Annotated in this window: 22 protein-coding genes and 1 tRNA gene; 12 read left to right on the top strand and 11 right to left on the bottom strand. The window is 70.1% G+C overall.

Going from position 1 to position 24,723, the window contains the following annotated elements; translation table 11 throughout:
• The first annotated feature begins 119 nt into the window (after positions 1-119).
• Positions 120-794 carry a Crp/Fnr family transcriptional regulator gene (locus ACWH4W_RS07350; protein ID WP_006132548.1) on the top strand — a complete coding sequence of 225 codons (675 nt, stop codon included), beginning with the start codon at positions 120-122 and terminating at the stop codon, positions 792-794.
• A gap of 114 nt (positions 795-908) precedes the next feature.
• Here the strand turns inward: ACWH4W_RS07350 and ACWH4W_RS07345 are convergent, their stop codons facing one another.
• From ACWH4W_RS07345 to ACWH4W_RS07330, 4 genes are all read right to left on the bottom strand, one after another.
• Positions 909-1,739 (bottom strand): MBL fold metallo-hydrolase, encoded by an 831-nt coding sequence (locus ACWH4W_RS07345; RefSeq protein WP_473074996.1) that lies wholly within the window; start codon positions 1,737-1,739, stop codon positions 909-911.
• Complete coding sequence (locus tag ACWH4W_RS07340) at positions 1,736-2,617, bottom strand: NUDIX hydrolase (RefSeq protein ID WP_473074995.1); 882 nt, start codon at positions 2,615-2,617, stop codon at positions 1,736-1,738. Before ACWH4W_RS07340 ends, ACWH4W_RS07345 begins: the two co-directional genes overlap by 4 nt.
• Positions 2,618-3,465: 848 nt before the next feature.
• A complete protein-coding gene (locus ACWH4W_RS07335; protein WP_473074994.1) occupies positions 3,466-3,936 on the bottom strand; it encodes a RidA family protein in 471 nt (156 codons plus the stop codon).
• Positions 3,933-4,094: a Sp36 family protein gene (locus tag ACWH4W_RS07330; RefSeq protein ID WP_003975360.1), complete on the bottom strand. Its 162-nt coding sequence runs from the start codon at positions 4,092-4,094 to the stop codon at positions 3,933-3,935. The genes ACWH4W_RS07335 and ACWH4W_RS07330 overlap by 4 nt, the downstream gene beginning before the upstream one ends.
• Before the next feature lie 138 nt (positions 4,095-4,232).
• Here ACWH4W_RS07330 and bagA point away from each other — a divergent pair, with 138 nt between their 5' ends.
• Both bagA and bagB read left to right on the top strand, forming a co-directional pair.
• Complete coding sequence (gene bagA, locus ACWH4W_RS07325) at positions 4,233-5,210, top strand: ATPase BagA (protein ID WP_473074993.1); 978 nt, start codon at positions 4,233-4,235, stop codon at positions 5,208-5,210.
• A 103-nt stretch (positions 5,211-5,313) separates the two neighbouring features.
• Positions 5,314-6,732 carry an ATPase BagB gene (bagB, locus tag ACWH4W_RS07320; RefSeq protein ID WP_473074992.1) on the top strand — a complete coding sequence of 473 codons (1,419 nt, stop codon included), beginning with the start codon at positions 5,314-5,316 and terminating at the stop codon, positions 6,730-6,732.
• Between the two features lie 563 nt (positions 6,733-7,295).
• Here bagB and wblA read toward each other — a convergent pair.
• Positions 7,296-7,634: a transcriptional regulator WblA gene (wblA, locus tag ACWH4W_RS07315; protein WP_473077437.1), complete on the bottom strand. Its 339-nt coding sequence runs from the start codon at positions 7,632-7,634 to the stop codon at positions 7,296-7,298.
• Positions 7,635-8,062: 428 nt separating this feature from the next.
• Between wblA and ACWH4W_RS07310 the strand changes: the two genes are divergently transcribed.
• Positions 8,063-10,342: a transglycosylase domain-containing protein gene (locus tag ACWH4W_RS07310; RefSeq protein ID WP_473074991.1), complete on the top strand. Its 2,280-nt coding sequence runs from the start codon at positions 8,063-8,065 to the stop codon at positions 10,340-10,342.
• Between the two features lie 93 nt (positions 10,343-10,435).
• On the opposite strand, the gene ACWH4W_RS07305 is transcribed toward ACWH4W_RS07310, so the two are convergent.
• Positions 10,436-10,900, bottom strand: coding sequence for a GatB/YqeY domain-containing protein (locus tag ACWH4W_RS07305; RefSeq protein ID WP_473074990.1), 465 nt, complete (start codon positions 10,898-10,900; stop codon positions 10,436-10,438).
• A gap of 139 nt (positions 10,901-11,039) precedes the next feature.
• Between ACWH4W_RS07305 and ACWH4W_RS07300 the strand changes: the two genes are divergently transcribed.
• The 4 genes from ACWH4W_RS07300 (at position 11,040) to ACWH4W_RS07285 (ending at position 13,774) form a co-directional block, all read left to right on the top strand.
• A complete protein-coding gene (locus tag ACWH4W_RS07300; protein WP_473074989.1) occupies positions 11,040-11,963 on the top strand; it encodes a metallophosphoesterase in 924 nt (307 codons plus the stop codon).
• A gap of 97 nt (positions 11,964-12,060) precedes the next feature.
• Positions 12,061-12,813 (top strand): Pr6Pr family membrane protein, encoded by a 753-nt coding sequence (locus tag ACWH4W_RS07295; RefSeq protein ID WP_473074988.1) that lies wholly within the window; start codon positions 12,061-12,063, stop codon positions 12,811-12,813.
• Between the two features lie 47 nt (positions 12,814-12,860).
• Positions 12,861-12,934 (top strand) — tRNA-Pro (locus ACWH4W_RS07290).
• Between the two features lie 540 nt (positions 12,935-13,474).
• Positions 13,475-13,774 (top strand): hypothetical protein, encoded by a 300-nt coding sequence (locus ACWH4W_RS07285; RefSeq protein WP_473077436.1) that lies wholly within the window; start codon positions 13,475-13,477, stop codon positions 13,772-13,774.
• A 44-nt stretch (positions 13,775-13,818) separates the two neighbouring features.
• Here ACWH4W_RS07285 and ACWH4W_RS07280 read toward each other — a convergent pair whose 3' ends face one another.
• Positions 13,819-14,229: a PIN domain nuclease gene (locus ACWH4W_RS07280; RefSeq protein ID WP_473074987.1), complete on the bottom strand. Its 411-nt coding sequence runs from the start codon at positions 14,227-14,229 to the stop codon at positions 13,819-13,821.
• Complete coding sequence (locus ACWH4W_RS07275) at positions 14,226-14,453, bottom strand: type II toxin-antitoxin system VapB family antitoxin (protein ID WP_473074986.1); 228 nt, start codon at positions 14,451-14,453, stop codon at positions 14,226-14,228. The genes ACWH4W_RS07280 and ACWH4W_RS07275 overlap by 4 nt, the downstream gene beginning before the upstream one ends.
• A 1,056-nt stretch (positions 14,454-15,509) precedes the next feature.
• Between ACWH4W_RS07275 and ACWH4W_RS07270 the strand changes: the two genes are divergently transcribed.
• Positions 15,510-16,940 carry a CHAT domain-containing protein gene (locus ACWH4W_RS07270; protein WP_473074985.1) on the top strand — a complete coding sequence of 477 codons (1,431 nt, stop codon included), beginning with the start codon at positions 15,510-15,512 and terminating at the stop codon, positions 16,938-16,940.
• 241 nt (positions 16,941-17,181) lie between these two features.
• Positions 17,182-17,973 carry an IS5 family transposase gene (locus ACWH4W_RS07265; protein ID WP_473074984.1) on the top strand — a complete coding sequence of 264 codons (792 nt, stop codon included), beginning with the start codon at positions 17,182-17,184 and terminating at the stop codon, positions 17,971-17,973.
• Here the strand turns inward: ACWH4W_RS07265 and ACWH4W_RS07260 are convergent.
• Positions 17,930-18,475: a hypothetical protein gene (locus ACWH4W_RS07260; RefSeq protein WP_473074983.1), complete on the bottom strand. Its 546-nt coding sequence runs from the start codon at positions 18,473-18,475 to the stop codon at positions 17,930-17,932. The genes ACWH4W_RS07265 and ACWH4W_RS07260 overlap by 44 nt on opposite strands.
• A 148-nt stretch (positions 18,476-18,623) precedes the next feature.
• Here ACWH4W_RS07260 and ACWH4W_RS07255 point away from each other — a divergent pair, with 148 nt between their 5' ends.
• Positions 18,624-21,098 (top strand): tetratricopeptide repeat protein, encoded by a 2,475-nt coding sequence (locus ACWH4W_RS07255; RefSeq protein ID WP_473074982.1) that lies wholly within the window; start codon positions 18,624-18,626, stop codon positions 21,096-21,098.
• Between the two features lie 19 nt (positions 21,099-21,117).
• Entirely contained in the window at positions 21,118-21,498 is a 381-nt protein-coding gene (locus ACWH4W_RS07250) for a hypothetical protein (protein WP_473074981.1), read from the top strand.
• A 485-nt stretch (positions 21,499-21,983) separates the two neighbouring features.
• Here the strand turns inward: ACWH4W_RS07250 and istB are convergent, their stop codons facing one another.
• Together istB and istA are read right to left on the bottom strand one after the other, a co-directional pair.
• A complete protein-coding gene (gene istB, locus ACWH4W_RS07245) occupies positions 21,984-22,781 on the bottom strand; it encodes an IS21-like element helper ATPase IstB (RefSeq protein WP_473074290.1) in 798 nt (265 codons plus the stop codon).
• Positions 22,778-24,028 carry an IS21 family transposase gene (gene istA, locus ACWH4W_RS07240; RefSeq protein WP_473074291.1) on the bottom strand — a complete coding sequence of 417 codons (1,251 nt, stop codon included), beginning with the start codon at positions 24,026-24,028 and terminating at the stop codon, positions 22,778-22,780. The genes istB and istA overlap by 4 nt, the downstream gene beginning before the upstream one ends.
• Positions 24,029-24,723: the final 695 nt, after the last annotated feature.

Below are 24,723 nucleotides of genomic sequence, written 5' to 3'. Positions count from 1 at the left end.
CCGTGCGGCATCCTTGTGACAGATCACACTGTTTGGACCACCCGGCACAATGGGAACCACGGTCCACTGACACGCGGGGGAGTCAAGATCCCCTGAGCAGGTCGAAGAGGAGAGAACTCGTGGACGACGTTCTGCGGCGGAACCCGCTTTTCGCGGCGCTCGACGACGAGCAGGCCGCGGAGCTTCGCGCCTCCATGAGTGAGGTGACCCTGGCGAGGGGTGACTCACTGTTCCACGAGGGCGACCCGGGCGACCGCCTGTACGTGGTCACCGAGGGCAAGGTGAAGCTGCACCGCACCTCCCCCGATGGGCGCGAGAACATGCTCGCCGTGGTCGGCCCGGGCGAGCTGATCGGTGAGCTGTCCCTCTTCGACCCCGGTCCGCGCACCGCGACCGCCACGGCGCTCACCGAGGTGAAGCTGCTGGGCCTGGGCCACGGCGACCTGACCCCCTGGCTGAGCGCCCGCCCCGAGGTGGCCACGGCGCTGCTGCGCGCCGTCGCCCGCCGTCTGCGCAAGACCAACGACGCCATGTCCGACCTGGTCTTCTCCGACGTCCCGGGCCGTGTCGCGCGCGCCCTGCTGGACCTCTCCCGTCGCTTCGGCGTGCAGTCGGAGGAGGGCATCCACGTGGTGCACGACCTCACGCAGGAGGAGCTGGCCCAGCTGGTCGGTGCGTCCCGCGAGACGGTCAACAAGGCCCTGGCGGACTTCGCCCAGCGCGGCTGGCTGCGCCTGGAGGCCCGCGCGGTGATCCTGCTCGACGTGGAACGCCTGGCCAAGCGCTCCCGCTGACGCTCCGTCTCCCTCCGCGCCCCCACGGCCCCCGGCCGCGGGGGCGCGGGTGCGAGTGGAGGCGCGGGTGCGAGTGGAGGCGCGGGTGCGAGTGGAGGCGCGGGTGCGGGTGTGTCAGAGGATCCCGTGCTCCTCCAGGTACTCCAGCTGCGCCCGCACCGACAGCTCCGCGGCCGGCCACAGGGAGCGGTCGACGTCGGCGTAGACGTGGGCGACGACCTCGGCCGGGGTGCGGTGGCCGTCCTCGACGGCCGTCTCCACCTGGGCGAGCCGGTGGGCGCGGTGCGCGAGGTAGTACTCGACGGCCCCCTGGGCGTCCTCCAGCACCGGCCCGTGCCCCGGCAGGACCGTGTGCACGCCGTCGTCGACGGTGAGGGACCTGAGCCGGCGCAGGGTGTCCAGGTAGTCGCCGAGGCGGCCGTCGGGGTGGGCCACGACGGTCGTGCCGCGCCCCAGCACGGTGTCGCCGGTGAGGACCGCCCGGTCCGCCGGCAGGTGGAAGCACAGGGAGTCCGAGGTGTGGCCGGGGGCCGGCACGACCCGCAGCTCCAGGCCGCCGACGGTGACCACGTCCCCCGCGGCCAGCCCTTCGTCGCCGAGCCGCAGCGCCGGGTCCAGGGCGCGCACCTTGGTGCCGGTCAGCTCGGCGAACCGGGCGGCGCCCTCGGCGTGGTCGGGATGACCGTGCGTCAGCAGCGTGAGGGCGACCCGCTTTCCGGCCTGCTCGGCGGTGCCGATGACATGCCGCAGGTGCCCGTCGTCCAGCGGCCCCGGGTCGACGACGACGGCGAGGCCGGAGTCCGGCTCGGACAGGATCCAGGTGTTCGTGCCGTCCAGGGTCATCGCCGAGGGGTTCGGCGCCAGCACGTTGACGGCCCGTGCGGTCGCGGGACCGGAGAGGGCCCCGCCGCGCGGCTGGCCGGGAAGTGCGTGGGCGTCCGTCATGCGGGTGCTCCCCCGGTCGGGATGTGCTTGGTGAACTCGTCGTGCCCGGGCCAGGAGAGGACGATCGCGCCGTCCACCAGGCGCGCGGAGGCCAGCACCGGCGTGAGGTCCCGCGCGGGAGCCGCGTCGAGCGCCTCCGCTGCCGTGCCGTACGCGGTGAGCTGGCGCAGGGTCGCGATGGTCGGGGGCATCATCAGCAGTTCGCCCCGGTCGTACGCGCCGGCCGCCTCGCGCGGGGTGATCCACACCGTGCGGTCGGCCTCCGTGGAGGCGTTGCGGGTGCGCTGGCCCTCGGGGAGGGCGGCGACGAAGAACCACGTGTCGTAACGGCGCGACTCGAACTCGGGGGTGATCCAGCGCGTCCACGCGCCCAGCAGGTCGGAGCGCAGCAGCAGACCGCGCCGGTCGAGGAACTCCGCGAAGGACAGCTCGCGTGCGACGAGGGCGGCGCGGTCCGCCTCCCAGTCCGCGCCGGTGGTGTCGCCGACCACGGAGTCCGGGGCGGGCCCGGCCAGCAGCACGCCGGCCTCCTCGTACGTCTCCCGCACGGCCGCGCAGACGATCGCCTGGGCGCCCGCGCGGTCCACGCCGAGCCGGCCGGCCCACCAGTCCAGCGAGGGGCCGGCCCAGCGGACGTGCCGGTCGTCGTCGCGCGGGTCGACGCCGCCGCCGGGGTAGGCGTACGCGCCGCCCGCGAACGCCATGGACGTACGGCGGCGCAGCATGTGCACGGCGGGTCCGCGGCCGGTGTCCTTGAGGAGCATGACGGTGGCCGCGCGCTTGGGCGTGACGGGTGTGAGGTCACCGCTCGCCAGCGCTCTGATCCGCTCGGGCCACTCCGGCGGGTACCACTGCCCGCCAGCCTGCGCATTCGCCATGGCCGGAGGCTATCCCGTGACGCCCGGATGTTCGAGTGCCCCTCGGGACGGCCGGGACGGCCGGGACGGCGACACGGGCCGGGGGCCGCTGTCACCGGTTCGGAGCAGCGGGCGGCGGGCGGGCGGACGCGCGGGCGGGCGGGCGGACGCTCGGGCGGCTCGGGCGGCCGTCGGCAGCCCGCAGCCCGCAGGAGCTGAGCCGGGCAAGCGCCGGCAACCCGGACGTCGTCACCGGTCCGGAGCGGGAGGGCGAGGCCGGACGCGTGACCGGACCGGACGGTCATCACCGGCCCGCAGCGACGAGCAGCCGGACGATTGCCGGCACCCCGGCCACTGTCACTGGTCCGGAACGAGACAACCCGGACGGTCAAGCAGCGGCCCTCAGCAACGAACAACCGGACGATGACCGACAGCCCATCCGCCCTCACCCATCCGGAGCCATCCGGAGCCGGGAAACAGGACCGGACACGCGGCCGGACCGGACGATGCCCGGGAACCGGCGAGCCAGGCCGTCGCCGGCGGTCCGGGGCAACCGGGCGGCCGGAGCAACCGGGCCACCGGAGCAACCGGAGCCGCCGGGCGGCCGGAGCAATCGAGCGGCCAGGGCGGTCACCGGCCCGGTGGGACGGGCCGCCCGCGCCGTCGCCCACGGTCCGCAGGGCCACAGGGCCACAGGGCCGCAGTCGCCGCAGCCAGGGCCGTCGTCAACGGCTGGGGCCGGCACCGCCGCCCCCGGCCGGTGGCCGGACGCGCGTCGCCCCGGCGGGCGCGGGGCCCGGCCGGGGCGACGTACGGGGGTCGGCGGGGACGGTCCCCTGAGGACATCAGAGGGCCGTCACTCGCGCGGGCTACGCCTCCGTGAGCTCCACCTGCATCTCGACCTCGACCGGGGCGTCCAGCGGCAGCACCGCGACGCCGACCGCGCTGCGGGCGTGCACGCCCTTGTCGCCGAGGACCTCGCCGAGGAGTTCGCTGGCGCCGTTGACGACGGCGGGCTGGCCGGTGAAGTCCGCGGCGGAGGCGACGAAGCCGACGACCTTCACGACGCGCGCGACGCGGTCCAGGTCGCCGACGACGGACTTGACCGCGGCGAGCGCGTTCAGCGCGCAGGTGCGGGCCAGGTCCTTGGCCTCCTCTGCGGTGACCTCCGCGCCGACCTTGCCGGTCACCGGCAGCTTGCCGTCCACCATCGGCAGCTGGCCGGAGGTGAACACGTACCGGCCGGAGACGACCGCCGGCTGGTAGGAGGCGAGCGGCGGGACGACCTCGGGCAGGCTCAGGCCCAGCTCGGCCAGCCGGGACTCGACGGCGCCGCTCATGCCTGCTTCTCGCGCTTCAGGTAGGCCACCAGCTGCTCGGGGTTGTTCGGCCCGGGCACGACCTGGACGAGCTCCCAGCCGTCCTCGCCCCAGGTGTCCAGAATCTGCTTCGTCGCGTGGACCAGCAGCGGCACAGTCGCGTATTCCCACTTCGTCATGCGGCCGACTCTAACCGCTGCCCCGCCCGCCGCCCGCGTCGCCGTCGCGCCCGTCGTGACCGGAAGCGGGAGGGCACGCACGGCCTGAACACCACCCGGAGCCGCCGCCACGCGCGGTGAGCATTTAGGCTCGAAGGCGTGAGCAGGCTCCAGGTCGTGAGTGGCAAGGGCGGAACCGGCAAGACCACGGTGGCCGCCGCTCTGGCGCTGGCCCTGGCCGAGGAGGGGAAGCGGACGCTTCTCGTCGAGGTCGAGGGCCGGCAGGGCATCGCGCAGCTCTTCGAGACGCAGGCGCTGCCGTACGAGGAGCGGAAGATCGCCGTCGCTCCCGGGGGCGGGGAGGTGTACGCCCTCGCCATCGACGCCGAACTGGCCCTTCTGGACTACCTCCAGATGTTCTACAAGCTCGGCAGCGCCGGACGGGCCCTGCGCAAGCTCGGCGCGATCGACTTCGCCACCACCATCGCCCCCGGCGTCCGGGACGTCCTGCTCACCGGCAAGGCGTGCGAGGCGGTGCGGCGCAAGGACCGCGGCGGCCGGTTCGTCTACGACTACGTCGTGATGGACGCCCCGCCGACCGGCCGCATCACCCGCTTCCTCAACGTCAACGACGAGGTGGCCGGGCTCGCCAAGATCGGCCCTATACACAACCAGGCGCAGGCCGTCATGCGGGTGCTGAAATCGCCGGAGACGGCCGTGCACCTGGTCACGCTGCTGGAGGAGATGCCGGTCCAGGAGACCGCGGACGGCATCGCGGAGCTGCGCGCGGCCCGGCTGCCGGTGGGGCGGGTCATCGTGAACATGGTGCGGCCCCAGGTGCTGGACGCCGCCGACCTGGACCTCGTCGGGAGCGTGCCCCGTTCCGCCGTCGCGCGGTCGCTGTCCTCCGCCGGGCTCGGCGGCGCGCGACGCGGTGGGCACGCGGAGCGGCTGGTGGAGCCGCTGCTCACGCAGGCGGAGGAGTACGCCGAGCGGTACGCGCTGGAGACCGAGCAGCGCGCCGTGCTGGCGGAGCTGGGCGTGCCGCTGCACGAACTCCCGCTGCTCGCCGAGGGCATGGACCTGGCCGGGCTGTACGCGCTGGCGCGGAAGCTGCGCGGGCAGGGCGTGTCATGACCGGCCGGACGCCTCGCCGGGAGCACGTGCCCGGCGGCCCCCACCACCGTCACCGCCGCATCGGCCCCGTCACGAGTCGGAAGCACCGGAAGCAGGGGATGTCATGAGCCGTCGTCCGGAACCGGCGCAGGGCCACGACCCGGGCCGTGAGCACCTCTCGCCCGCCCGCGCGCTCGAGGTCGACCCGCTGCTCGAGAACCCGGACACCCGGATCGTGGTGTGCTGCGGCTCGGGCGGCGTCGGCAAGACGACCACGGCCGCGGCGCTGGGGCTGCGGGCGGCCGAGCGGGGCCGCAAGGTGGTGGTCCTCACCATCGACCCGGCGCGCCGTCTCGCCCAGTCCATGGGCATCGACTCCCTCGACAACACCCCGCGCCGGGTGAAGGGCATCGACGACTCCGCGGGCGGCGAACTGCACGCGATGATGCTCGACATGAAGCGCACCTTCGACGAGATCGTCGAGGCGCACGCGGACCCCGAGCGGGCCGCCGCGATCCTGGGCAACCCCTTCTACCAGTCGCTCTCCGCGGGCTTCGCCGGCACGCAGGAGTACATGGCGATGGAGAAGCTGGGGCAGTTGCGGTCACGGGACGAGTGGGACCTGATCGTGGTCGACACCCCGCCGTCGCGTTCCGCGCTGGACTTCCTGGACGCGCCCAAGCGGCTCGGCTCCTTCCTCGACGGCAAGTTGATCCGGGTGCTGCTGGCCCCGGCGAAGGTGGGCGGCCGTGCGGGGATGAAGTTCCTGAACGTCGGGATGTCGATGATGACCGGCGTGCTCGGCAAGGTGCTCGGCGGTCAGCTGCTGCGGGACGTGCAGACGTTCGTGGCGGCGATGGACTCCATGTTCGGCGGGTTCCGTACGCGCGCGGACGCCACGTACAAGCTGCTCCAGGCGCCGGGGACGGCGTTCCTGGTGGTCGCCGCACCGGAGCGGGACGCGCTGCGGGAGGCCGCGTACTTCGTGGAGCGGCTGGCCGCGGAGGACATGCCGCTGGCCGGTCTGGTGCTGAACCGGGTGCACGGCAGCGAGGCCGTCCGGCTGTCGGCCGAGCGGGCGCTGGCCGCCGCGGAAAATCTTGAGGATCCCCGCATTGTGGATCAGCCGGGCGGGAAAGCTGGACTTCGTAACTCTCCCGAAACGTACGGCAGTTCAGAATCACCCGCGCGTGACGTCACCGACGGAGGCTCCCCCGCCACCGAGGACGTCACCGGCGCGGCTCCCGACGACGACCCGACCACGGCGGACGCGGAGGGCGACGCGGCCGGCGACATGGCCGGCGACGCGGACGCCGAGCGCTCCGTCGACCGTCTCACGGCCGGTCTGCTGAGGCTGCACGCGGAGCGGATGCACCTGCTCTCGCGCGAGCGGCGGACGCGTGACCGTTTCACGGCGCTCCATCCCGAGGTGGCGGTGACCGAGGTGGCCGCGCTGCCCGGCGACGTCCACGACCTCGCGGGCCTGCGGGCCATCGGCGAGCGGCTGGCCGCGGGGCGGACGGAGCTGTCGGACACGCCCTGACGGGCGTGCCTCTCCTGGGCGGCGCCCTGTGCTGTGCGCCGCCCAGTTGGTCTGCCCGCGATCAAGGCACCAGCGAGGCACCAGCAACACCGGTAGGTCCGCGTACGCCCGTCGCGCAGCCCGGACCCGCGTGCGACCGGCGCGACCCTCGGGCCCGCGTGCGCCCACGCGCCGCTCAAGAGCGGAACCCGAACCCCGTCTACGCCCCAAGGTGATCCCGGACAGACCCGCGTGCGGCCGCAGGCACCCACACCGCGCCCGCACCGCTCCCGTACGCACTCCGGCGCACGGTGTCGCACTCAGCGCACCACAAGGCGCCCCGGAACCACTTCGGAACCGCCCTGGAGCCAGCCCGGGACCAGCCCGGAACCAGCCCGGGACCCGCTTCAGGACTTCGCGGGCCCGCATCGGTGAACTCCCGGACCGTCAGGCCTGGTGAGCCCCCTGCGGGCCCCGCCCACCGTCCCTGCGGGCCCCGCCCACCGTCTCGGTGGGCCGCGTGCACCCCCCGGTCACGTGACCGGGCACGCCGAGGACCCCCCGAGAGACCTCACCGAGAGCTCTCAGCTCACCGCGGCGTAGTCCTCGTAGACCCGGTCGTCGCCGAGCGGCACGACGCCCGTGCCGCGCTCGTACTCCGAACGCGCCGTCTCCAGCAGCCGGCGCCAGGAGGTCACGGTCGGCCGCCGACGCAGCAGTGCGCGGCGCTCACGCTCCGTCATGCCTCCCCACACGCCGAACTCGACGCGGTTGTCCAGCGCGTCGGCCAGGCACTCCGTGCGTACCGGGCACCCGGTGCACACCGCCTTGGCCCTGTTCTGCGCTGCTCCTTGAACGAACAGTTCATCCGGATCGGTAGTGCGGCAGGCAGCCTGCGCACTCCAGTCGGTAACCCAGCCCATACCGGCGCCGTCCTCTCCCGAATCGAGGCTCCCCCACGGCGGCAGCGGCATATTCACCGCCGCCAGTTGAGGACGTTACGGAAGGTGGGCACAGCGCAACACCCCCAGCGGGCCCAATCTTGAATGGTCCGAACGGACTATGGGTAAGCGGCAGATCACCCGGGGGAGTGAGGGGGCGACATGCGCGACACATGGGGCGTTGCGGGTCAGTTCCATTGCGTCACAACGGGCACCGCGTGACACACGAGGCGATCCGGACACGGTCTCCACGCTCCTCGACCGAACTCGTATGAAGAAAGTCGAGAAGATCCGGAACGATTCGGGGTCGCCCGGCGTATTGATACGTGGCCACACTGCTGTGACAGTTGAGTGCAGCTTAGGCCAAGGCATATACGCTTGTCCGGCGAATGAGAACGTAGGCTGCTCCCATGCCAAAGAAGCGCTCGGGCGGTGGTCTGTCTCCCACGCAGCAGGCCGCCCAGTTCCTCGGTGTCAGTGTCCTCGCGGGGGCCGTCATGGCCGGCATCGCGCTGCCCGCCGTGGGCGCGCTGGGTCTCGCGGCCAAGGGATCGGTGGAGAGCTTCGACGAGCTCCCCGCCAACCTGAAGACGCCGCCCCTGAGCCAGCGCACCACCATCCTCGACGCCGACGGCGATCTGATCGCCACCGTCTACTCGCGCGACCGCACGGTGGTCGACCTCAAGGACATCTCGCCGTACATGCAGAAGGCGATCGTCGCCATCGAGGACTCGCGCTTCTACCAGCACGGGGCGATCGACCTGAAGGGCGTGCTGCGCGCGCTCAACAAGAACGCCCGCAGCGGTGAGGTCTCCGAGGGCGCCTCGACACTCACCCAGCAGTACGTGAAGAACGTCTTCGTCGAGGAGGCGGGCGACGACCCGACGAAGGTTGCGCAGGCCACCCAGCAGACCATCGGCCGCAAGATCGCGGAGCTGAAGTACGCGATCCAGGTCGAGGAGGAGCTGGGCAAGAAGAAGATCCTCGAGAACTACCTGAACATCACGTTCTTCGGCCAGCAGGCCTACGGCGTCGAGGCCGCGTCCCGGCGCTACTTCTCCAAGTCGGCCAAGGACCTCGAACTCCAGGAGGCCGCGCTCCTCGCCGGCCTCGTCCAGTCGCCGAGCCGCTACGACCCGGTCAACGACGAGGCGGAGGCCAAGAAGCGGCGCAACGTCGTCCTCCAGCGGATGGCCGAGGTCGGCGACATCTCCCCCGAGGAGGCCGCCAAGGCGATGCGTTCCCCGCTGGGCCTCAAGGTCAGCAAGCCGAAGAACGGCTGCATCACCGCGTCCAAGGGCGCGGGCTTCTTCTGCAAGTACGTGGAGAAGGTCTTCCTCAACGACCCGGTCTTCGGCAAGACCCGCGAGGAGCGGGCGAAGATCTGGAACCAGGGCGGCCTGACCATCCGCACGACGCTGGACCCGCAGGCGCAGGAGTCGGTGCAGCAGGCCCTCAAGGACCACGTCCACCAGTCGGACAAGGTCGCCGCCGCGTCCACGCTGGTGGAGCCGGGCACCGGCAAGATCGTCGCGATGGGCCAGTCGAAGCCGTACGGCTACGGCAAGGACGAGACGGAGATCAACTTCTCCGTGGACTCGGCGTGGGGCGGCTCCAACTTCGGTTTCCCGACCGGTTCGACGTTCAAGCCGTTCGTGGCCGCCGCCGCCCTGGAGGAGGGCCGGCCGCCGACGCAGGTGTACTCCTCCCCGTACGAGATGCCGTACCCGGACACCGTGCGCGGCTGCGAGAAGCCGTGGGTGAACGACAAGAACTACAAGCTGGAGAACGAGAACGAGTCCGAGGTCGGTCCGTACGCGCTGAGGGAGGCGATGGCCATGTCGGTCAACACCTACTTCGTGCAGATGATCGAGGACATCGGGATGTGCCCGGTGGTGACCATGACCGACAAGCTCGGCGTGGTCCAGGGCAACGGGGACAAGATCCCCGAGGTGCCGTCCTCCATGACCCTCGGCTCCACCGGCCTCTCGCCCCTCACCATGGCGAGCGCCTACGCGGCCTTCGCCTCCCGGGGCATGTACTGCACGCCGATCGCCATCGAGTCGATCACCCAGAAGACGGGTGACCGGTCGAAGTCCCTGCCGGTCCCGAAGTCCACGTGCTCGCGCGCGATGAGCGAGAAGACCGCGGACACGGTGAACGAGCTCCTCAAGGGCGTGGTCGACTCCGGTACCGGTCAGCAGGCCGGCCTCGGCGACGGCCGCGACAACGCCGGCAAGACGGGTACGACGGACGAGCGCATCAACGCCTGGTTCGTCGGCTACACGCCGAACATGTCGGGCGCCGTGTGGGTGGGCAGCGCCAGCCAGGAGGTGAAGATGCGGGACATCACCATCGGCGGCCGGTACCACTCGCTGGTCTTCGGCGGCGCCGTCCCGGGCCCCATCTGGCGCGACGCGATGACCGGCGCGCTGGAGGGCAGGGACGCCCCGAAGTTCAACCCGGTGCACATCCCGGAGCACAAGGAGCCCGAGGACCGCGACCGGGACGACGACGGCGGCGGTGACGACGGCGGCAACGGCGACGACGGCTTCATCGGCGGCCTGATCAACGGCGGCAACGGCAACGGCAACGGCAACGGCAACGGCGGAAACGAGCCCGACCCGGGCTTCAGCATCCCCGAGGGCTTCCTCCAGGGCCGGGGCGACGGCCCGGGCGGCCGTGGATAACGGCTGACGACGGAGGACCAGGAGAAACGGCGGGCGGCCCCTTCCCCGAGCCGGGGAAGGGGCCGCCCGCCGTTTGCGGCCGTACCGCCCGGCTCAGCCCGCCAGCAGCTTCCTCACGGCGGCGGCCACCCGGCCGCCCTCCGCCAGCCCGGCCACCTTCGGGTTGACGATCTTCATGACGGCGCCCATGGCCTTCGGCCCCTCGGCGCCGGCGGCGCGGGCCTCCTCCACGGCCTGGGCGACGATCGCGTTCAGCTCGTCGTCGGACAGCTGCTTGGGCAGGTAGCCGGCGAGCACCTCGCCCTCCGCCTTCTCCCGCTCGGCCTGCTCGGCGCGGCCGCCCTGTGCGAAGGCCTCCGCCGCCTCACGGCGCTTCTTCGCCTCGCGGGCGATCACCTTCTGCACCTCGTCGTCGGAGAGTTCGCGCTTCTCCTTGCCCGCCACCTCCTCCTTGGTGATCGCGGCGAGCGTCAGCCGGAGCGTCGAGGAGCGGAGCTCGTCGCGCTCCTTGATCGCGGCGTTGAGGTCGTCCTGCAGCTTCGACTTGAGCGTGGTCATGACGTGATTGTCGCAGGTGCGGAGGCTTCGGCGCCTGCCGATTTGCGGGGCCGCGGGCGACCCGCCCCCCTGAGCGGGTCGTGGGCCCGCCCCCTGAGGGCCGTACGGAGGGGTCGTCAGGGTCTGACACGATGGGCACATGCGCGCGCGATACCGAATCCCCCTGGGAATCACGGCGGTCGGCACCGCCGGACTGCTGTACGCCGCGGGCTTCGAGGCCCGCTCCTTCCGCCTCCGACGGGTGACCGTCCCCGTCCTCCCCTCCGGGATGCGCCCCCTGCGCGTGCTGCAGGTGTCCGACATCCACATGGTCGGCGGCCAGCGCAAGAAGCAGCGCTGGCTGCGCTCCCTGGCCGGACTGCGCCCCGACTTCGTGATCAACACGGGCGACAACCTGTCCGACCCCGAGGGCGTCCCCGAGGTCCTGGACGCGCTCGGCCCCCTGATGGAGTTCCCGGGCGCCTACGTCTTCGGCTCCAACGACTACTACGGCCCCCGGCTGCGCAACCCCGCCCGCTACCTGGTCGAGAAGGTGCAGGGCCGTCACGGCCTGAACGGCAACCCGCCGGTCGTCGACGCCGTCCACAACCCGTGGGAGGACCTGCGGGACGGCTTCGACTCGGCGGGCTGGCTCAACCTGACCAACACGCGGGGCACCCTGAAGATCGAGGGCGCGTCGATCGAGCTGACGGGACTGGACGACCCGCACATCAAGCGGGACCGCTACGCGGAGGTGACGGGCGGCCCGTCGGCCGGGGCGGACTTCTCGATGGGCGTCGTGCACGCGCCGTACCTGCGCGTGCTGGACTCCTTCGCGGCCGACGGCTACCCGCTGGTCCTCGCCGGCCACACGCACGGCGGGCAGCTGTGCATCCCGTTCTACGGCGCCCTGGTCACCAACTGCGACCTGGACACGGACCGCGTGAAGGGCCTGTCCACGCACACGGCGGAGGGCCGGACGTCGTACCTGCACGTCTCGGCGGGCTGCGGCACGAGCCGCTACACGCCGGTGCGCTTCGCGTGCCCGCCGGAGGCGACGCTGCTGACGCTGGTCGGCCGCTGAGGCACCGGGCCGGCGGGGAGCCCGTCCGCCCCGGGCGGGTAACCCGACCGGCCCACGCCACGTCGCCGCGGCCCGGCCCCCGTCCCACGCTGGGGGCATGACCGCCCCGATACCCAGGGACATCCCGGACCTGCCCGCCCTCCCGCGGACGGCTCCGCAGCTGTTCCCCTCCGTCGTCCCCGCCCGAGCCGTCGTACCGCTGGTGCGCCGCCCGCTGACCGCGGCGTACCGGCTGGTCCTGGCGCTGCTGGCGACGACGGCCGTGCTGACCGAGGTCCTCCTCGGCAGCCCCACCCGGGTACTGAGCCACTTCGTGATCCAGAGCACGGCGCTGCTGGCCCTGGTGACGTTCGCCTCGGCCCGCCGCGCATGGACCGCCCGCCATCCCCTGCCGGGTGCCGTCACCGGGGCGACGCTCCTGTACGTGCTGATCGCGGCCCTGGTCCACCACATCGCCCTGACGGACGCCTCACCGACCTTCTCCATGACGGGCGGGGCGAGCGGGGGCGCGCCGTGGCTCGAGCCGGCCGCCGGCCACCTGCTGCACACGGTGCTGCCGGTCGCCGCGCTGCTGGACTGGCTGGTCCTGACGCCACCGGCCCGCATGCACCTCCGTCAGGCCCCGACGTGGCTGCTGTACCCCCTGGCGTACCTGGCCTTCACCCTGGCCCGGGGCGAGCTGCTCCCCGGCTCCCCCGCCCGCTACCCGTACCCGTTCCTCGACGTCGCCCGGCACGGCTACCGGAGCGTGCTCGCCAACGCGCTCCTCGTGGGGCTCGCGATCTACGCCGTGGCGGTCCTGCTGGTGGCCCTGGACCGCACCCGCCCGAAAACCAGATTTCGTCTCTAGCCACCAGTGGGCTAAAGTAAACGTCGTCGCCGCGACAGCAGCGACACCGGGGTGTGGCGCAGCTTGGCAGCGCGCTTCGTTCGGGACGAAGAGGTCGTGGGTTCAAATCCCGCCACCCCGACGCCGTAGTACCAGGTCAGGGGCCTGATCCGCAGTGCGGGTCGGGCCCCTGAGTGGTTCCGGGGATCGAATGGGAAGCCGCTTGAGGCCGGACTATGAACTCGGCTCCCAAGCGGCTCGCCGATTCCTCCCACGGGATCAACGCCTGACGCATCAGGAAACCGTCAAACTCAGGTGCGGTGAGGCTCGGCATAGCGTGAGGCAGACGCCAACGAGGAAACCATCCGCAGGTCTCTCCTCATCCGAGCCACCGCCCTCCCAGGGTTCGTGGCCGTACGGCTAGCACCGGGGCCGAGTGGCTCACTGCTTGATGACCAGCCGGATGCCCTTGCAGCGGGACGGTTCGCCCACACGGGCTTCTGGCACCTCCGCGCCGACACAGCCCCGGCATCGGTCACTCCGGCATCGGCATCGCCCCGGCTCCCCTCTTCAACGCCCCTCTCCTCCCGCGCCGTACCAACGGTCCACGTGCAGAGAGTGATGCCAGTTGGCCAGCAGGCAGGCAATGACGACCCTGTGACGCCCCACCCGCCCCAGGGGGCTGGATCCGGTCCGGGAGTTGAGCTGGCGTGCCCGGCCGACCCGGCTGCCTGGGCGGCCGATCTTCTACCCGGCCCTTGACGAGGACTACGCGGTCAGGATCGCGCAGGAGTGGAACGTGAAGCACGACGGGGCCGACTTCGTCACTCGTTTCGAGGTCGAGTCGCAGTTCTTGAGCCGGTACCCCGTCCAGCAGGCCGACGGGCGGACGACCCTCGAACTCTGGGTTCCGGCCGAGGAACTGGACGACTTCAACGCCCACACCGTCGGCGGGATCCAGGTGGTCCACGAGTGCTGCTGAGGCGGGGAGCGCTGCCGGCAAGGTGCCCTTCGGTGTTCTCTGGCTCAGCCCTTGAGGTCGATCATGCGAGCCGGCTGCCCAGTGGTGCGGGCGATGGTTTCGAAGTCGCGGTCGTAGTGCAACAGCGTGAGTCCCGCTTCTTCCGCGGCTGCGGCCACGAGCAGGTCGACGGCTCCGGCACTGCGGTGTTCACCCTTGGCGGTGAGCTCACGCTGGACGACACGGGCACGCCGGTAGACACCGTCGGGCATGGGGCACCAGGTGAACTGGTTCAGCCGCTCCTGGATGGCCGCGCGATCCTTCTCGGAACGTGCGGAGTAGAGGACTTCCAGTTCGGTGAGGTCGCACAGGGCGACCAGACCGGCGCCCATCCTCTGCTCCCATCCTTCGGTTGCCTGACGCAGCAGGACGCGAGCCAGGGCCGACGTATCGATGAGGTAGTCGGCAACGCTCACCGGGCAGAACCACCTCGGTAGTTGCGCTTGTCCAGGAGGAGCTCGACGGCGAGGGCGCCTTCATCCGCGAGATCCTGCAGCTCATGCAGGGCACGCAAGCGACGGTTACGCGCGACGACCTCACGTAGGGCGGTGTTGATGGTGTCCCTTTTCGTGGAAGTGCCCAGCTCCTTCGCCGCGGCTTCCAACGCATCGTCGTCGAGATCGATGACGGTTCTGCTCATGGGCCCACCTCCGTATACATCAATCAATGTATCATTATACATGATCGAATGTATCACACAGAGGGGTCGGGGCCAGACCTGACGCCTGTGAACCGACGAACACCACGTGAGCAGCAGGTACACGCCGGAACCCAGCTCGACCCACGTCGCGGTGGAACCGCAGAGCGTGCCCCGTATCGGCGGGGGACTCCGAGATCCTCGCCGTACGACTCCGGGAACCGCTCGGGAGCCGATCTGCTCCCCAGGCCCCCAACATCTCGTGAGACCCCTCGATGCCAAGGACCTGACCAGCGGAAATGCCAGACCGGCAGGTCTCGAGTTCCCTCTCACCTCATTCGGGACGAAGAGGTCGTGGGTTCACATCCCGCCGCCCCGACAGCCGCGACATCAGGTGGGGCACCCAGGAGCGTTCCTAGGCGCCTCACCTGTTTTCGCTCGCGTGTCCATCTGCGTGACCACGTGTGCCACCCCGCTCCCGTCTCCGTGTCAGCCAACTCGCCCCACGCTGACCGAAGGCTCGCCAGTCTGCCCCCCCCTCACGTTCCCAGGGACCTGGGCGTCAGACTGAGGAGCCGGCCACGGGTGTCAGACCGAGAGGCCGTCTCGACAGGGTTCGCGTGCGTCGGACTGAAAAGTCGGCCGCGACACCGCCTACCGTCGCCGCCAGACGTACCAACCCACCACCAGCACGACCAGCAGCGACAGTACGAACGCCCAAACGGTCGTCGCTGTGTCGTAGGACCGGTACACGATAGCCAGCACGCAGGGACGGATACCCGGCATGCGGCGTGGCAGCCCTACACCACAAGCGCACCGGATCGTACGGGGGAACAGCGGGAACCACGGTGAATGCGGCCCGGTTCCACGGGTTCGCTCTCCATCCGTTTGCACAGCTCAACCACCAAATGATCACGACTTCCCAAGCGGAGGGCTTGGGTTGGTTGTTCGGTGTCTGTGCCGGTGAGGATGGGTGCTGGTTCGGGTGTTTTGCCGCCGGTGGGAGGGCTGTGTGACTACGGTCTGGTGCGATGGGTCGTAGGGCACGGGGGTGGCGTCGTGACGGAGCGTCTGCTGCTGGAGATGGCGGACGGCGGCAGGGTGACGGTTCAGTCGTGGCCTGAGGGTGAGTTGATCCCCAGCCGGGTGGGAGAGCCGGTCATGCTGGGCCAGCCGTTGGACGGGCCGGTGCTGGAGGAGTTGCGCTGGTATCTGGAGGAGTATCTGCGGGCGCCGTTCGGGGTGTATGGCGAACGGGGGCTGCAGGCGGCCGCCGAATTGCCGCAGTGGGGTGAGCGGGTCTTCTCGGCGGTGTTCGGTGCGGGGCCGGCGCGGGATGCCTATCTGCGGGCGCGGGCACGGGCGGAGGCCCGGGGCGGTCGTGTGGAGCTGGTGGTGGTGTCGGGGGCGGCACAAGCGCTGGGGTGGCCGTGGGAGCTGATGAGGGACCCGGGCCGGCCGACGCCGCTGGCGCTGGATGCGCAGGTGACTGTTTCGCGCACCATGCCGACGGCAGATCTGGGTCAGGTCTTCACGGTCGGTGGGTCGCGGCTGCGGGTGCTGATGGTGATCTCCCGGCCGCGCGGCACCCGGGACGTGGGCTATCAGATGATTGCCCGCCCGTTACTGGAGCGTCTGGCCGCGGTGCGCGGGCAGGTGGAGCTGGTGGTGCTGCGCCCGCCGACCCTGGACCGCCTGCAAGAGGTGCTGACCGCTGCGCGGGAGGCGGGTGAGCCGTTCCAGATCGTGCACTTCGACGGGCACGGAGTCTTCGGCCAGCCGTCCAGTCCGTTAGGCGGGGCGGGGCGGCCGGTGATGTTCCGGGGGCCGGGACCTCAAGGGATGCTGGCGTTCGAGAAGCCGGAAGGTGGATCGGATCTGGTGCCTGCGGAGGAGGTGGCGCGGGTGCTCAAGCAGGCCCAGGTGCCGGTGGTGGTGCTCAACGCCTGCCAGTCGGCGGTGGTGGGATCGCAGGTTGAGGCGGCGGTGGCGACGCGGCTGCTGCAGGAGGGCACCGCGGCTGTTGTGGCCATGGCCTACAGCGTGTACGCGGTGGCGGCCGCGGAGTTCATGGCGGCGTTCTACGAGCGGCTGTTCGCCGGGGACCGGGTGAGTGAAGCGGTGGCTGCCGGGCGGCGGCGCCTGGCCCAGCAGGATTTACGGCCCTCGCCGAAGGGCATGATGCCGCTGGCCGACTGGGTGGTGCCGGTACTGTACGCGCGCAGCGAGGTCCACTTCCCCGGCCTGCGCACCGAGCGATCGGCCGGCCGGTCCCTGGAGGAGATGCTGGACCGGATCCGCGAACGCCCTCCGAGCAACGAGACGGGCCAGGAGCAGGCATTGGAGGCGGTGGGGGAGTTCATCGGCCGCGACGCCCTGCTCTACACGCTGGACGTGGTCGCCCGGTTGCAGCGTGTGGTGGTGCTGCACGGGCCCGGCGGGACCGGCAAGACCGAGCTGGCTAAGAAGCTGTTGTCGTTCCGATCTTGAGGGGTGGGCGTCGAACGGGAGTCTCGATCGGGTGATCGCGACTGGCCGTGGGCATGAAGGCAGGGCCTCTTGGTAGCTCGGGGTTGCGAAGCCAACCGAGATCCAGGAGACCCTGTTGCCGCAGTTGTACGTGCTCACGCCGGTGGAGTTCAAGTCGGCTGCTCCGTCCTGTGATTGTGTCGCTCACCGGTTCGGGAATGCGGCCGATCACCCGGAACGTGTTCGGCGGTATCCCTCGGACATGGCGGACGCGGAGTGGGCTGTGGTCCGGCCGCTGCTGCCGGTGCCGGGCTGGATGCGGGGCCGGGGCGGACAGCCGGAGGCGTACTGCCACCGGGCGATACTGGACGCGATCCGCTATCTCGTGGACAACGGCGTCAAGTGGCGGGCGATGCCGGCCGACTTCCCGCCGTGGGACCGGGTCTACGCGTTCTTCCGCCGCTGGCGCGACCACGTGCTGGTCAGGGAGTTCCACGACCGGCTGCGCGACCGGGTCCGCCAGAAGGCGGGCAGGGATGTGGAGCCGACGGCCGGTGTGATCGACTCGCAGTCCATCAAGGCGGACGCCGTCGTCGGCGCCGACAGCCGTGGCTTCGACGGCGGCAAGCTGATCAACGGACGCAAGCGGCACGTCATGGTCGACACCCTCGGCCTGCTGCTGGGCGTCATGGTCACGAGCGCGGACATCGGAGACCGTGCCGCCGGGAAGGCGCTGCTCGCCCAGGTGGCCGACGCCCGCCACCGGCTGGAGCTGGTCTGGGCCGACGGCGGCTACACCGGCAGCCTCGTCGAGCACTGCCTGGCCGTGTTCGCCCTGGTCTTGGCGATCGTCAAACGCAGCGACGACATACGCGGTTTCGTGGTGCTGCCCAAGCGGTGGATCGTCGAGCGGCTCTTCGCCCATCTGATGCGAAGCCGTCGCCTGGTCCGCGACTACGAACGCCGCACGACCAGCGCCGAGGCGATGGTCTACTGGTCGATGACCATGATCATGACCCGCCGTCTGACCCGCTCACGTTCCGCGCAAGCGTGAACCGGCCCGGCTGACGCTCGGCCAGCCAGCCCCGCGCGACCAGGCGTTTCGCCTTCGACCTGAGCGCCTCCACCTTCGACGGCACCGCGTCCAGGCCGAACAAGACGGCCATTTCCTGGCAGGTAAGCGGCCCTTGACGGAGGCGATGCCGGTCCGCGAGGGCCTGCAGGATGCGCTGGTAGTCCATCGACAGCACGGTCGCGTCCAGCCCCTCGCGCCACACCGGCACCTGCGCCTTCGGCTTTGCTGCCGTCGACGCTGGCGATGCCTCCTCTGCCTGCCCTTGCGCCGGCATCACCCGTTCGGTCCGTGCGTGATCTGCGGTTTCGTCCACCGGACCCAGCACCTCGCCGACCCGCGAGCGGGCGATGACCCACTCCTTCCATTCCCGCTCGGCCACGGCCAGCTCGGCCTGGACGCGGTCGGCCTCCTCCCGCAGCTCGTCCACACGACGGCGAGCACCCAGCTCGCGCTGCTCGAGCAACCCCACGACCGACGGCATCCACGACCTCCCAGGAACGATGACACGACAGGCCACCCCTCCCACGGGAGCACCAAACCTATGCCTGACCAGCGAAAACACCGGTCTCAGGTTCGGTACGACAACACCTACTAAAGCTTTCGGCCGGTGGTGGCGCGACACCGGCGCCTTGGACCACCCGGACGGGGTCATCTGGCACTCCTTCGAACCCGGCGTCGCCTCCTTCGGTCTGGACGGCGTGATCACCAGCATCGGGCTACGCCTGTTCGGCACCCGGTTCGCCCTCCTCGACCCGGCCGAGCGCCAGGCTGCGGTGGAAGAGGTCCTGCGTGAACACCGGCTGCTGCTGGTGTGGGACAACTTCGAATCCGTGCACACCATGCCCGACCCCACCCGGGCCACCCCACCCCTGCCCGAAACCGACCGCGACCAGCTGCGCGACTTCCTGACCCGCATCGCCGCCCACGGCACCAGCGCGGTTGTCATCACCAGCCGCACCCGGGAAGACTGGCTCGGCGTTCAGGTGCGCCGGGTGGAGGTGCCCGGCCTGGACACCGAGGAGGCCGGCCAGTACGCCGACCACCTCCTGGCGCCCTATCCCGACGCCCAGCCACGCCGGGAGGCGAAAGCTTTCGGGGAACTGATGCAGTGGCTGGACGGTCACCCGCTCAGCATGCGCATCATCCTGTCCTACCTGGACACCACCAGCGCCCAGGACCTGCTGGCCGGCCTCCAGGGCACCGCCGCACTGCCCGATGCCGACACCGGCGAGCGCGCCACCTCGCTCGCCGCCAGCATCACCTACTCCTTCACCCACCTTCCCGCCACCGACCAGCACGCCCTGACCGCCCTCAGTCTCCTTCACGGCATCGCCGACGCCGACGTCCTGGCCTTGTTCTCCGCAGAGCCGGAGACTCCCGAGCCGTTCCGTGACCACACGAACGCAGCGTGGGCAAGCCTGCTGGACCGGGCGGCGGAGGTGGGACTGCTTACGCCGCTGGGGGTGGGCATGTACCGCATCCACCCGGCCCTGCCCGCCTACCTCACCGCCCACTGGCACACCCAATCTCCCAACACTTACCGCGACCAACACACCACCGCCATCCGGGCCCTCCTCGACGCACACGCTGCCCTCGGCAACTGGCTCACCCAACAGCTCGGCAGCGGTAATGCCCAGCTCGCCATGACAGTGGTCCACTACCAGCAGCGCACGCTGGGCAGCATGCTCGGCCACGCCCTCGAACACAATCTGTGGACTCAAGCCCAGGCCATCGCCCAACCGCTGAACACCTACTGGAACGCGCGGGGTCTGACGGATGAGGCTCGTGCCTGGGTCGACCGGGCACGGCTGATCCTCGAAACCGCCGACGGCAGCCCACCCGGCCTGGACACCCCGGCCGGCGCCCTATGGCTGTTTCTGACCGGCGCCCAAGCCAACCGACAAGTGGAAGCCGGTCAGCTGGACCAAGCCGAACACACTTACCACGACATCCTTGACGCCCAACAGCAACAGCCCGTCACTCCCCAGCAACGCACTGATCTCGCCGTCACCTACCACCAGCTCGGCATGATCGCCCAGTTGCGGGGGCGGCTGGAGGAAGCCGAGGACTGGTACCGCCAAGCCCTCACCATCAAAGAAGACCTCAACAACCGGCCCGGCATGGCCAGCACCTACCACCAACTCGGCATCGTCGCCCAGTTGCGGGGGCGGCTGGAGGAAGCCGAGGACTGGTACCGCCAAGCCCTCACCATCAAAGAAGACCTCAACAACCGGCCCGGCATGGCCAGCACCTACCACCAACTCGGCATCGTCGCCCAGGACCAGGGGCGGCTGGAGGAAGCCGAAGACTGGTACCGCCAAGCCCTCACCATCCACGAAGGCCTCAACAACCGGCCCGGCATGGCCAGCACCTACCACCAACTCGGCATCATCGCCCAGGACCAGGGGCGACTGGAGGAAGCCGAAGACTGGTACCGCCAAGCCCTCACCATCCACGAAGGCCTCAACAACCGGCCCGGCATGGCCAGCACCTACCACCAACTCGGCATCATCGCCCAGGACCAGGGGCGACTGGAGGAAGCCGAAGACTGGTACCGCCAAGCCCTCACCATCCACGAAGGCCTCAACAACCGGCCCGGCATGGCCAGCACCTACCACCAACTCGGCATCATCGCCCAGGACCAGGGGCGACTGGAGGAAGCCGAAGACTGGTACCGCCAAGCCCTCACCATCCACGAAGGCCTCAACAACCGGCCCGGCATGGCCAGCACCTACCACCAACTCGGCATCATCGCCCAGGACCAGGGGCGACTGGAGGAAGCCGAAGACTGGTACCGCCAAGCCCTCACCATCGAAGAAGGCCTCAGCAACCGGCCCGGCATGGCCATGACCTACGGGCAGATGGGTCTACTCGCTGAGGCACGGCATCAGACGGGAGAGGCATTGGTGTGGATGGTCCGGTGCGTGGTCCTGTTTGATCAGTTCCCGCACCCGTCGACCGGCCCAGCCCCAGGTCATCTCAAGCGGCTGACGTACACGCTGGGGATCGCCACGCTCGAAGAGACCTGGCAGAACATCACCGGCAACCGCCTCCCGCCGACGGTGCGCCAGCACGTCCTTACTGACCCGCCCACCGCCGCCTGACCCTCATAAGGAGAACCGCATGACCAACCCGGTCGAGCTGGGCGCACGCTCTGCGGCACAGCGCCTCGTTACCCCGCACGACCCCCATCTCGTCACCGATGTGGAAGCAGCCCTCCACGCCCGTCAGAGCGCCACCCGTCCCGATCAGTACTTGGACCCGATCTCGCTCGGCGCGCTCATCGTCAGTGTCGCCAGCCTCGCCTGGACGGTCTACAGCGACCTCAGAAAGCAAACCTCCACCCCCCACCGTGATGTCGTCACCCGCCACGTCCGCATCCGGCTCGACCAGACCGAAACGCCCCCACCGGCCCTCAGCCCTGCCGACCGAGACCGGTACATCGACATCACCATCGAAGAAACACTCAACGCAGCCCAAGACCCCGCCTCAGACCAGGACTGACCCACATCCCTCAAGCACAGACCGAAGAGTTCCATCTCTGTGAGGCGGCCGTGATCGCTGTACAGCAGCGGAGTACAGCAACCGCCGTGACCACAGGTGACCGTCAACAGTCGCTAAAAGCCGACTGACCAGCTCACATGACCCCGATGACCTTGCAACCGAAAGTTCGGGACGAAGAGGCCGTGGGTTCATATCCCACCACCCCGACAGCCGCGACATCAGGTGGGGCACCTACTCAATTGAGTAGGTGCCCCACCTGTCTCGTTTGCATGACTACCGCGTCCCGCGCATCTACGGCCACTGCGGATCAACGCCGCAGATACCGGCCATGACCACGGCGCCGGTCTGGATCACGGGCCGAATCTGCTCCCGGTGAGATCGTTTCATCTTGGACTCGCAGGTCGCGGTACTGGTGTGTCGGTAACGGCGCAATCGTGGACCAGAGGCAGCGGATGAAAAGTGGACCGCTTGTCAGTTGATGTTGGTCATTCCCTGGTGTTGGCGGCGGGGACCCGTCCGAGGTCGCGGCCGCGCATGCGGTAGCTGTCTCCCTTGAGGGAGACGACTTCGGCGTGGTGGACGAGGCGGTCGATCATGGCGGCGGCGACGGTGTCGTCGCCGAAGACCTCGCCCCAGCGGCCGAAGGGTTTGTTGCTGGTCACGATGACCGAGGCCCGCTCGTAGCGGCCCGAGATGAACTGGAAGAACAGGTTCGCGGCCTCGGGCTCGAAGGGGATGTAGCCGACCTCGTCGACGATGATCAGCGGGATCCGGCCGAGCCGGACCAGCTCGTCGTCCAGGCGGCCGGTCTCGTGGGCCTTCGCGAGGCGGGCGACCCACTCGGCGGCGGTCGCGAACGCGACCCGGTGACCGGCCTGACAGGCCCGGATCCCCAGACCCGTGGCCAGGTGCGTCTTGCCCGTGCCGGGCGGGCCGAGGAAGATCACGTTCTCCTTGCCCGCGACGAAGTCGAGGGTGCCCAGGTGGGTGATCGTCTCCCGTTTCACCGACCGCTGGTGCTCGAAGTCGAAGTCCTCGAGCGACTTGCGGGAAGGGAACCGGGCCGCGCGGATGCGGCTCTCGGCGCCGTGCGCGTCGCGGGCGGCGACCTCCCGCTGCAGACAGGCCGCCAGATACTCCTCGAAGCCCCACTGCTCGGCCTTCGCCCGCTCCGCCAGCCGGGAGGCTGCCTCCCGCAGGGCCGGGGCTTTGAGGACCCGGGTCAGATAGGCCAGTTCGGAGGTGACGTCCCGGCCTGACGAGGTGGCCGTGGTGGTGGTCATGCGATCTCCTCCTCCTTGCCGAGGCCGCCCTCGATGACGCCGAAGATCCGGTCGTAGGTGTCCAGCGACCGCTGTTCGACCTCGACCTCACCGTCGTCGGCGGCGGGTTCCTTGCAGGCCGCCAGGCGGGCGGCGCCGGCCGCCGCGGAGTGGGCGGGGTCGGTGATGCTCTGGTGGCGGGCCCAGCAGCGGACGTGCCGGGCGACCTCGGTGCCCTCGCAGAACACCAGGACCTCGTCCAGGCCGGCCTTGACCTCGATCCGGCGGCCGATGGCGAGAGGGTGGACGGAGTAGTCGCAGGTGTCGACACGGACGTAGTGGTCGCGCGGCAGCCGCAGCGACGTGCGCCACCAGCCCGGCGGATCGACCGGCGGCAAGGGCAGCATCCCCGCCCGATCCGCGTCGATGCGGTCGACGGGACGCGCCTGCAGAGTGCGGTGGACCCGGCGGTTCGCCCGCCGCAGCCAGTCCTCCAGCTGAATGTTGAAGTCGGTCGGCGAGGCGAACACCCGCCCGGGCAGGAACGAGGTCTCCAGATAGCCGTTGGCCCGCTCGACCAGGCCCTTCGCCTCCGGATCACCCGGACGGCACTGGATGATCCGGATTCCCAGCAGTCCGGCGAACGCGGCGAAGTCCTCCGTCAGCCGCGGCCGCCCGCCCCGCCAGGAACCGACCGCACCCTCGTTGTCCCAGACCAAAGCCCTGGGAACCGCTCCGAGCCCTGACAGCAGCCGCCAGTGCCCCGCGATCAGATCCGCAGCCGACCGGGTCGGCAGCATCCTCGCCATGATCCAGCGCGAGTAACCGCTGACCATCACCAGGACCGGTGGGCTGCCGGTCTGCCCGAACCCCAGCGGAATCTCCGCCGACGGGAACCACAGATCGCACTGGACCAGCTCACCCGGCTCATAAGCCGTCCTGGACGCCGGGTCCGCCGGAACATAGTCCCGGCGCAGGTCCCGCAGCCGGTCCCGCAGGACCGTCATCCCCCGCTGCCAGCCAATCCGCTCGGCCACCACCGTTGCCGGCATGTCCGGCCAGACCTCGAGCAGTTCCCTGATCCTCGGCTCGACCTCATCCACGACCGATCCCTTCGAGGCCCGCTCGTACTTCGGCGGCCGGTCACTGGACACCGCCCGCCGCACCGTCGTCCGCGAGATCCCGAGCTTCCGAGCAATCGCTCTGATCGGCATGCCCTCGGACCGGTGCAACCGGCGGATCTCCGCCCAGTCCTCCACGCTGATCACCCTTCCTCCCTGCCTGGCTCAACGAGCCAGACGGTTCAGACGGGCCACTTTTCATCCGTTGGAGGTGGCACGTTTTCAGGCGTTGCCGACACTGGTGTGCGTCCGTGATGCGGTCCTCGTGCTGGCAGGCGGAGTGATCGTCGTCGGGTGATCGTCTGTCACCGGTGGACTTCGCGGTCCGCCAGAACGAGCAGGGATCGTAGCAGCGTGGTGGCGTAATGGGCGTTCATGCGGTTGCCGGCTGCGCATGTGTGTGACGTGCGCCGTCGGACAAGGTGGCGCCCGACCCCGAAGTCGTAGCGGGTCTTCCGCAGATCCCCATGTGCTCAAAACCCGGTGAACCGATTCACGACCGACTTCGTCTAGACGGTTGAGATTCGTAGACGCTGTTATCCGGGTGCGCTCTTACCGTCAAGCTGCAATCCTTCCATAGAGGTAGATATGCCCCTTTCCGTAATCCTGCTCTTCTTTGTCGCAGCCGTCACGCTTTCTGTATACAGGTTTGTGCGGAGCCGACTGACCACCGGCGCGGCGTTGGGAGTGGCGGTTGGCGCTCTGGGGCTCCAGCTCTTCGGTCTTTGGGTCATGGCCGAGCTCACATTCGCCAACATGGGCTGAGCTCGGCTCTGTCGGGGATCTTGGATTTTCCGGTGCGTCGCGGTGGCCGGTGGGCATGCTCGGGGTGTTCCTGGAGG

The sequence above is a fragment of the Streptomyces sp. DSM 120436 genome, from assembly GCF_055778765.1.
This window is presented reverse-complemented; position numbering and strand designations above follow the sequence as displayed.

What these genes read in the sequence shown, in the direction of transcription:
- ACWH4W_RS07340 (WP_473074995.1), bottom strand. Translation starts at nt 2,617, where the DNA reads ATGGCGAATGCGCAGGCTGGCGGGCAGTGGTACCCGCCGGAGTGGCCC.
- wblA (WP_473077437.1), bottom strand. Translation starts at nt 7,634, where the DNA reads ATGGGCTGGGTTACCGACTGGAGTGCGCAGGCTGCCTGCCGCACTACC.
- ACWH4W_RS07345 (WP_473074996.1), bottom strand. Translation starts at nt 1,739, where the DNA reads ATGACGGACGCCCACGCACTTCCCGGCCAGCCGCGCGGCGGGGCCCTC.
- ACWH4W_RS07300 (WP_473074989.1), top strand. Translation starts at nt 11,040, where the DNA reads ATGCGCGCGCGATACCGAATCCCCCTGGGAATCACGGCGGTCGGCACC.
- bagB (WP_473074992.1), top strand. Translation starts at nt 5,314, where the DNA reads ATGAGCCGTCGTCCGGAACCGGCGCAGGGCCACGACCCGGGCCGTGAG.
- ACWH4W_RS07330 (WP_003975360.1), bottom strand. Translation starts at nt 4,094, where the DNA reads ATGACGAAGTGGGAATACGCGACTGTGCCGCTGCTGGTCCACGCGACG.
- ACWH4W_RS07335 (WP_473074994.1), bottom strand. Translation starts at nt 3,936, where the DNA reads ATGAGCGGCGCCGTCGAGTCCCGGCTGGCCGAGCTGGGCCTGAGCCTG.
- ACWH4W_RS07310 (WP_473074991.1), top strand. Translation starts at nt 8,063, where the DNA reads ATGCCAAAGAAGCGCTCGGGCGGTGGTCTGTCTCCCACGCAGCAGGCC.
- ACWH4W_RS07295 (WP_473074988.1), top strand. Translation starts at nt 12,061, where the DNA reads ATGACCGCCCCGATACCCAGGGACATCCCGGACCTGCCCGCCCTCCCG.
- ACWH4W_RS07260 (WP_473074983.1), bottom strand. Translation starts at nt 18,475, where the DNA reads ATGCCGTCGGTCGTGGGGTTGCTCGAGCAGCGCGAGCTGGGTGCTCGC.
- ACWH4W_RS07250 (WP_473074981.1), top strand. Translation starts at nt 21,118, where the DNA reads ATGACCAACCCGGTCGAGCTGGGCGCACGCTCTGCGGCACAGCGCCTC.
- ACWH4W_RS07265 (WP_473074984.1), top strand. Translation starts at nt 17,182, where the DNA reads ATGGCGGACGCGGAGTGGGCTGTGGTCCGGCCGCTGCTGCCGGTGCCG.
- ACWH4W_RS07305 (WP_473074990.1), bottom strand. Translation starts at nt 10,900, where the DNA reads ATGACCACGCTCAAGTCGAAGCTGCAGGACGACCTCAACGCCGCGATC.
- istB (WP_473074290.1), bottom strand. Translation starts at nt 22,781, where the DNA reads ATGACCACCACCACGGCCACCTCGTCAGGCCGGGACGTCACCTCCGAA.
- ACWH4W_RS07275 (WP_473074986.1), bottom strand. Translation starts at nt 14,453, where the DNA reads ATGAGCAGAACCGTCATCGATCTCGACGACGATGCGTTGGAAGCCGCG.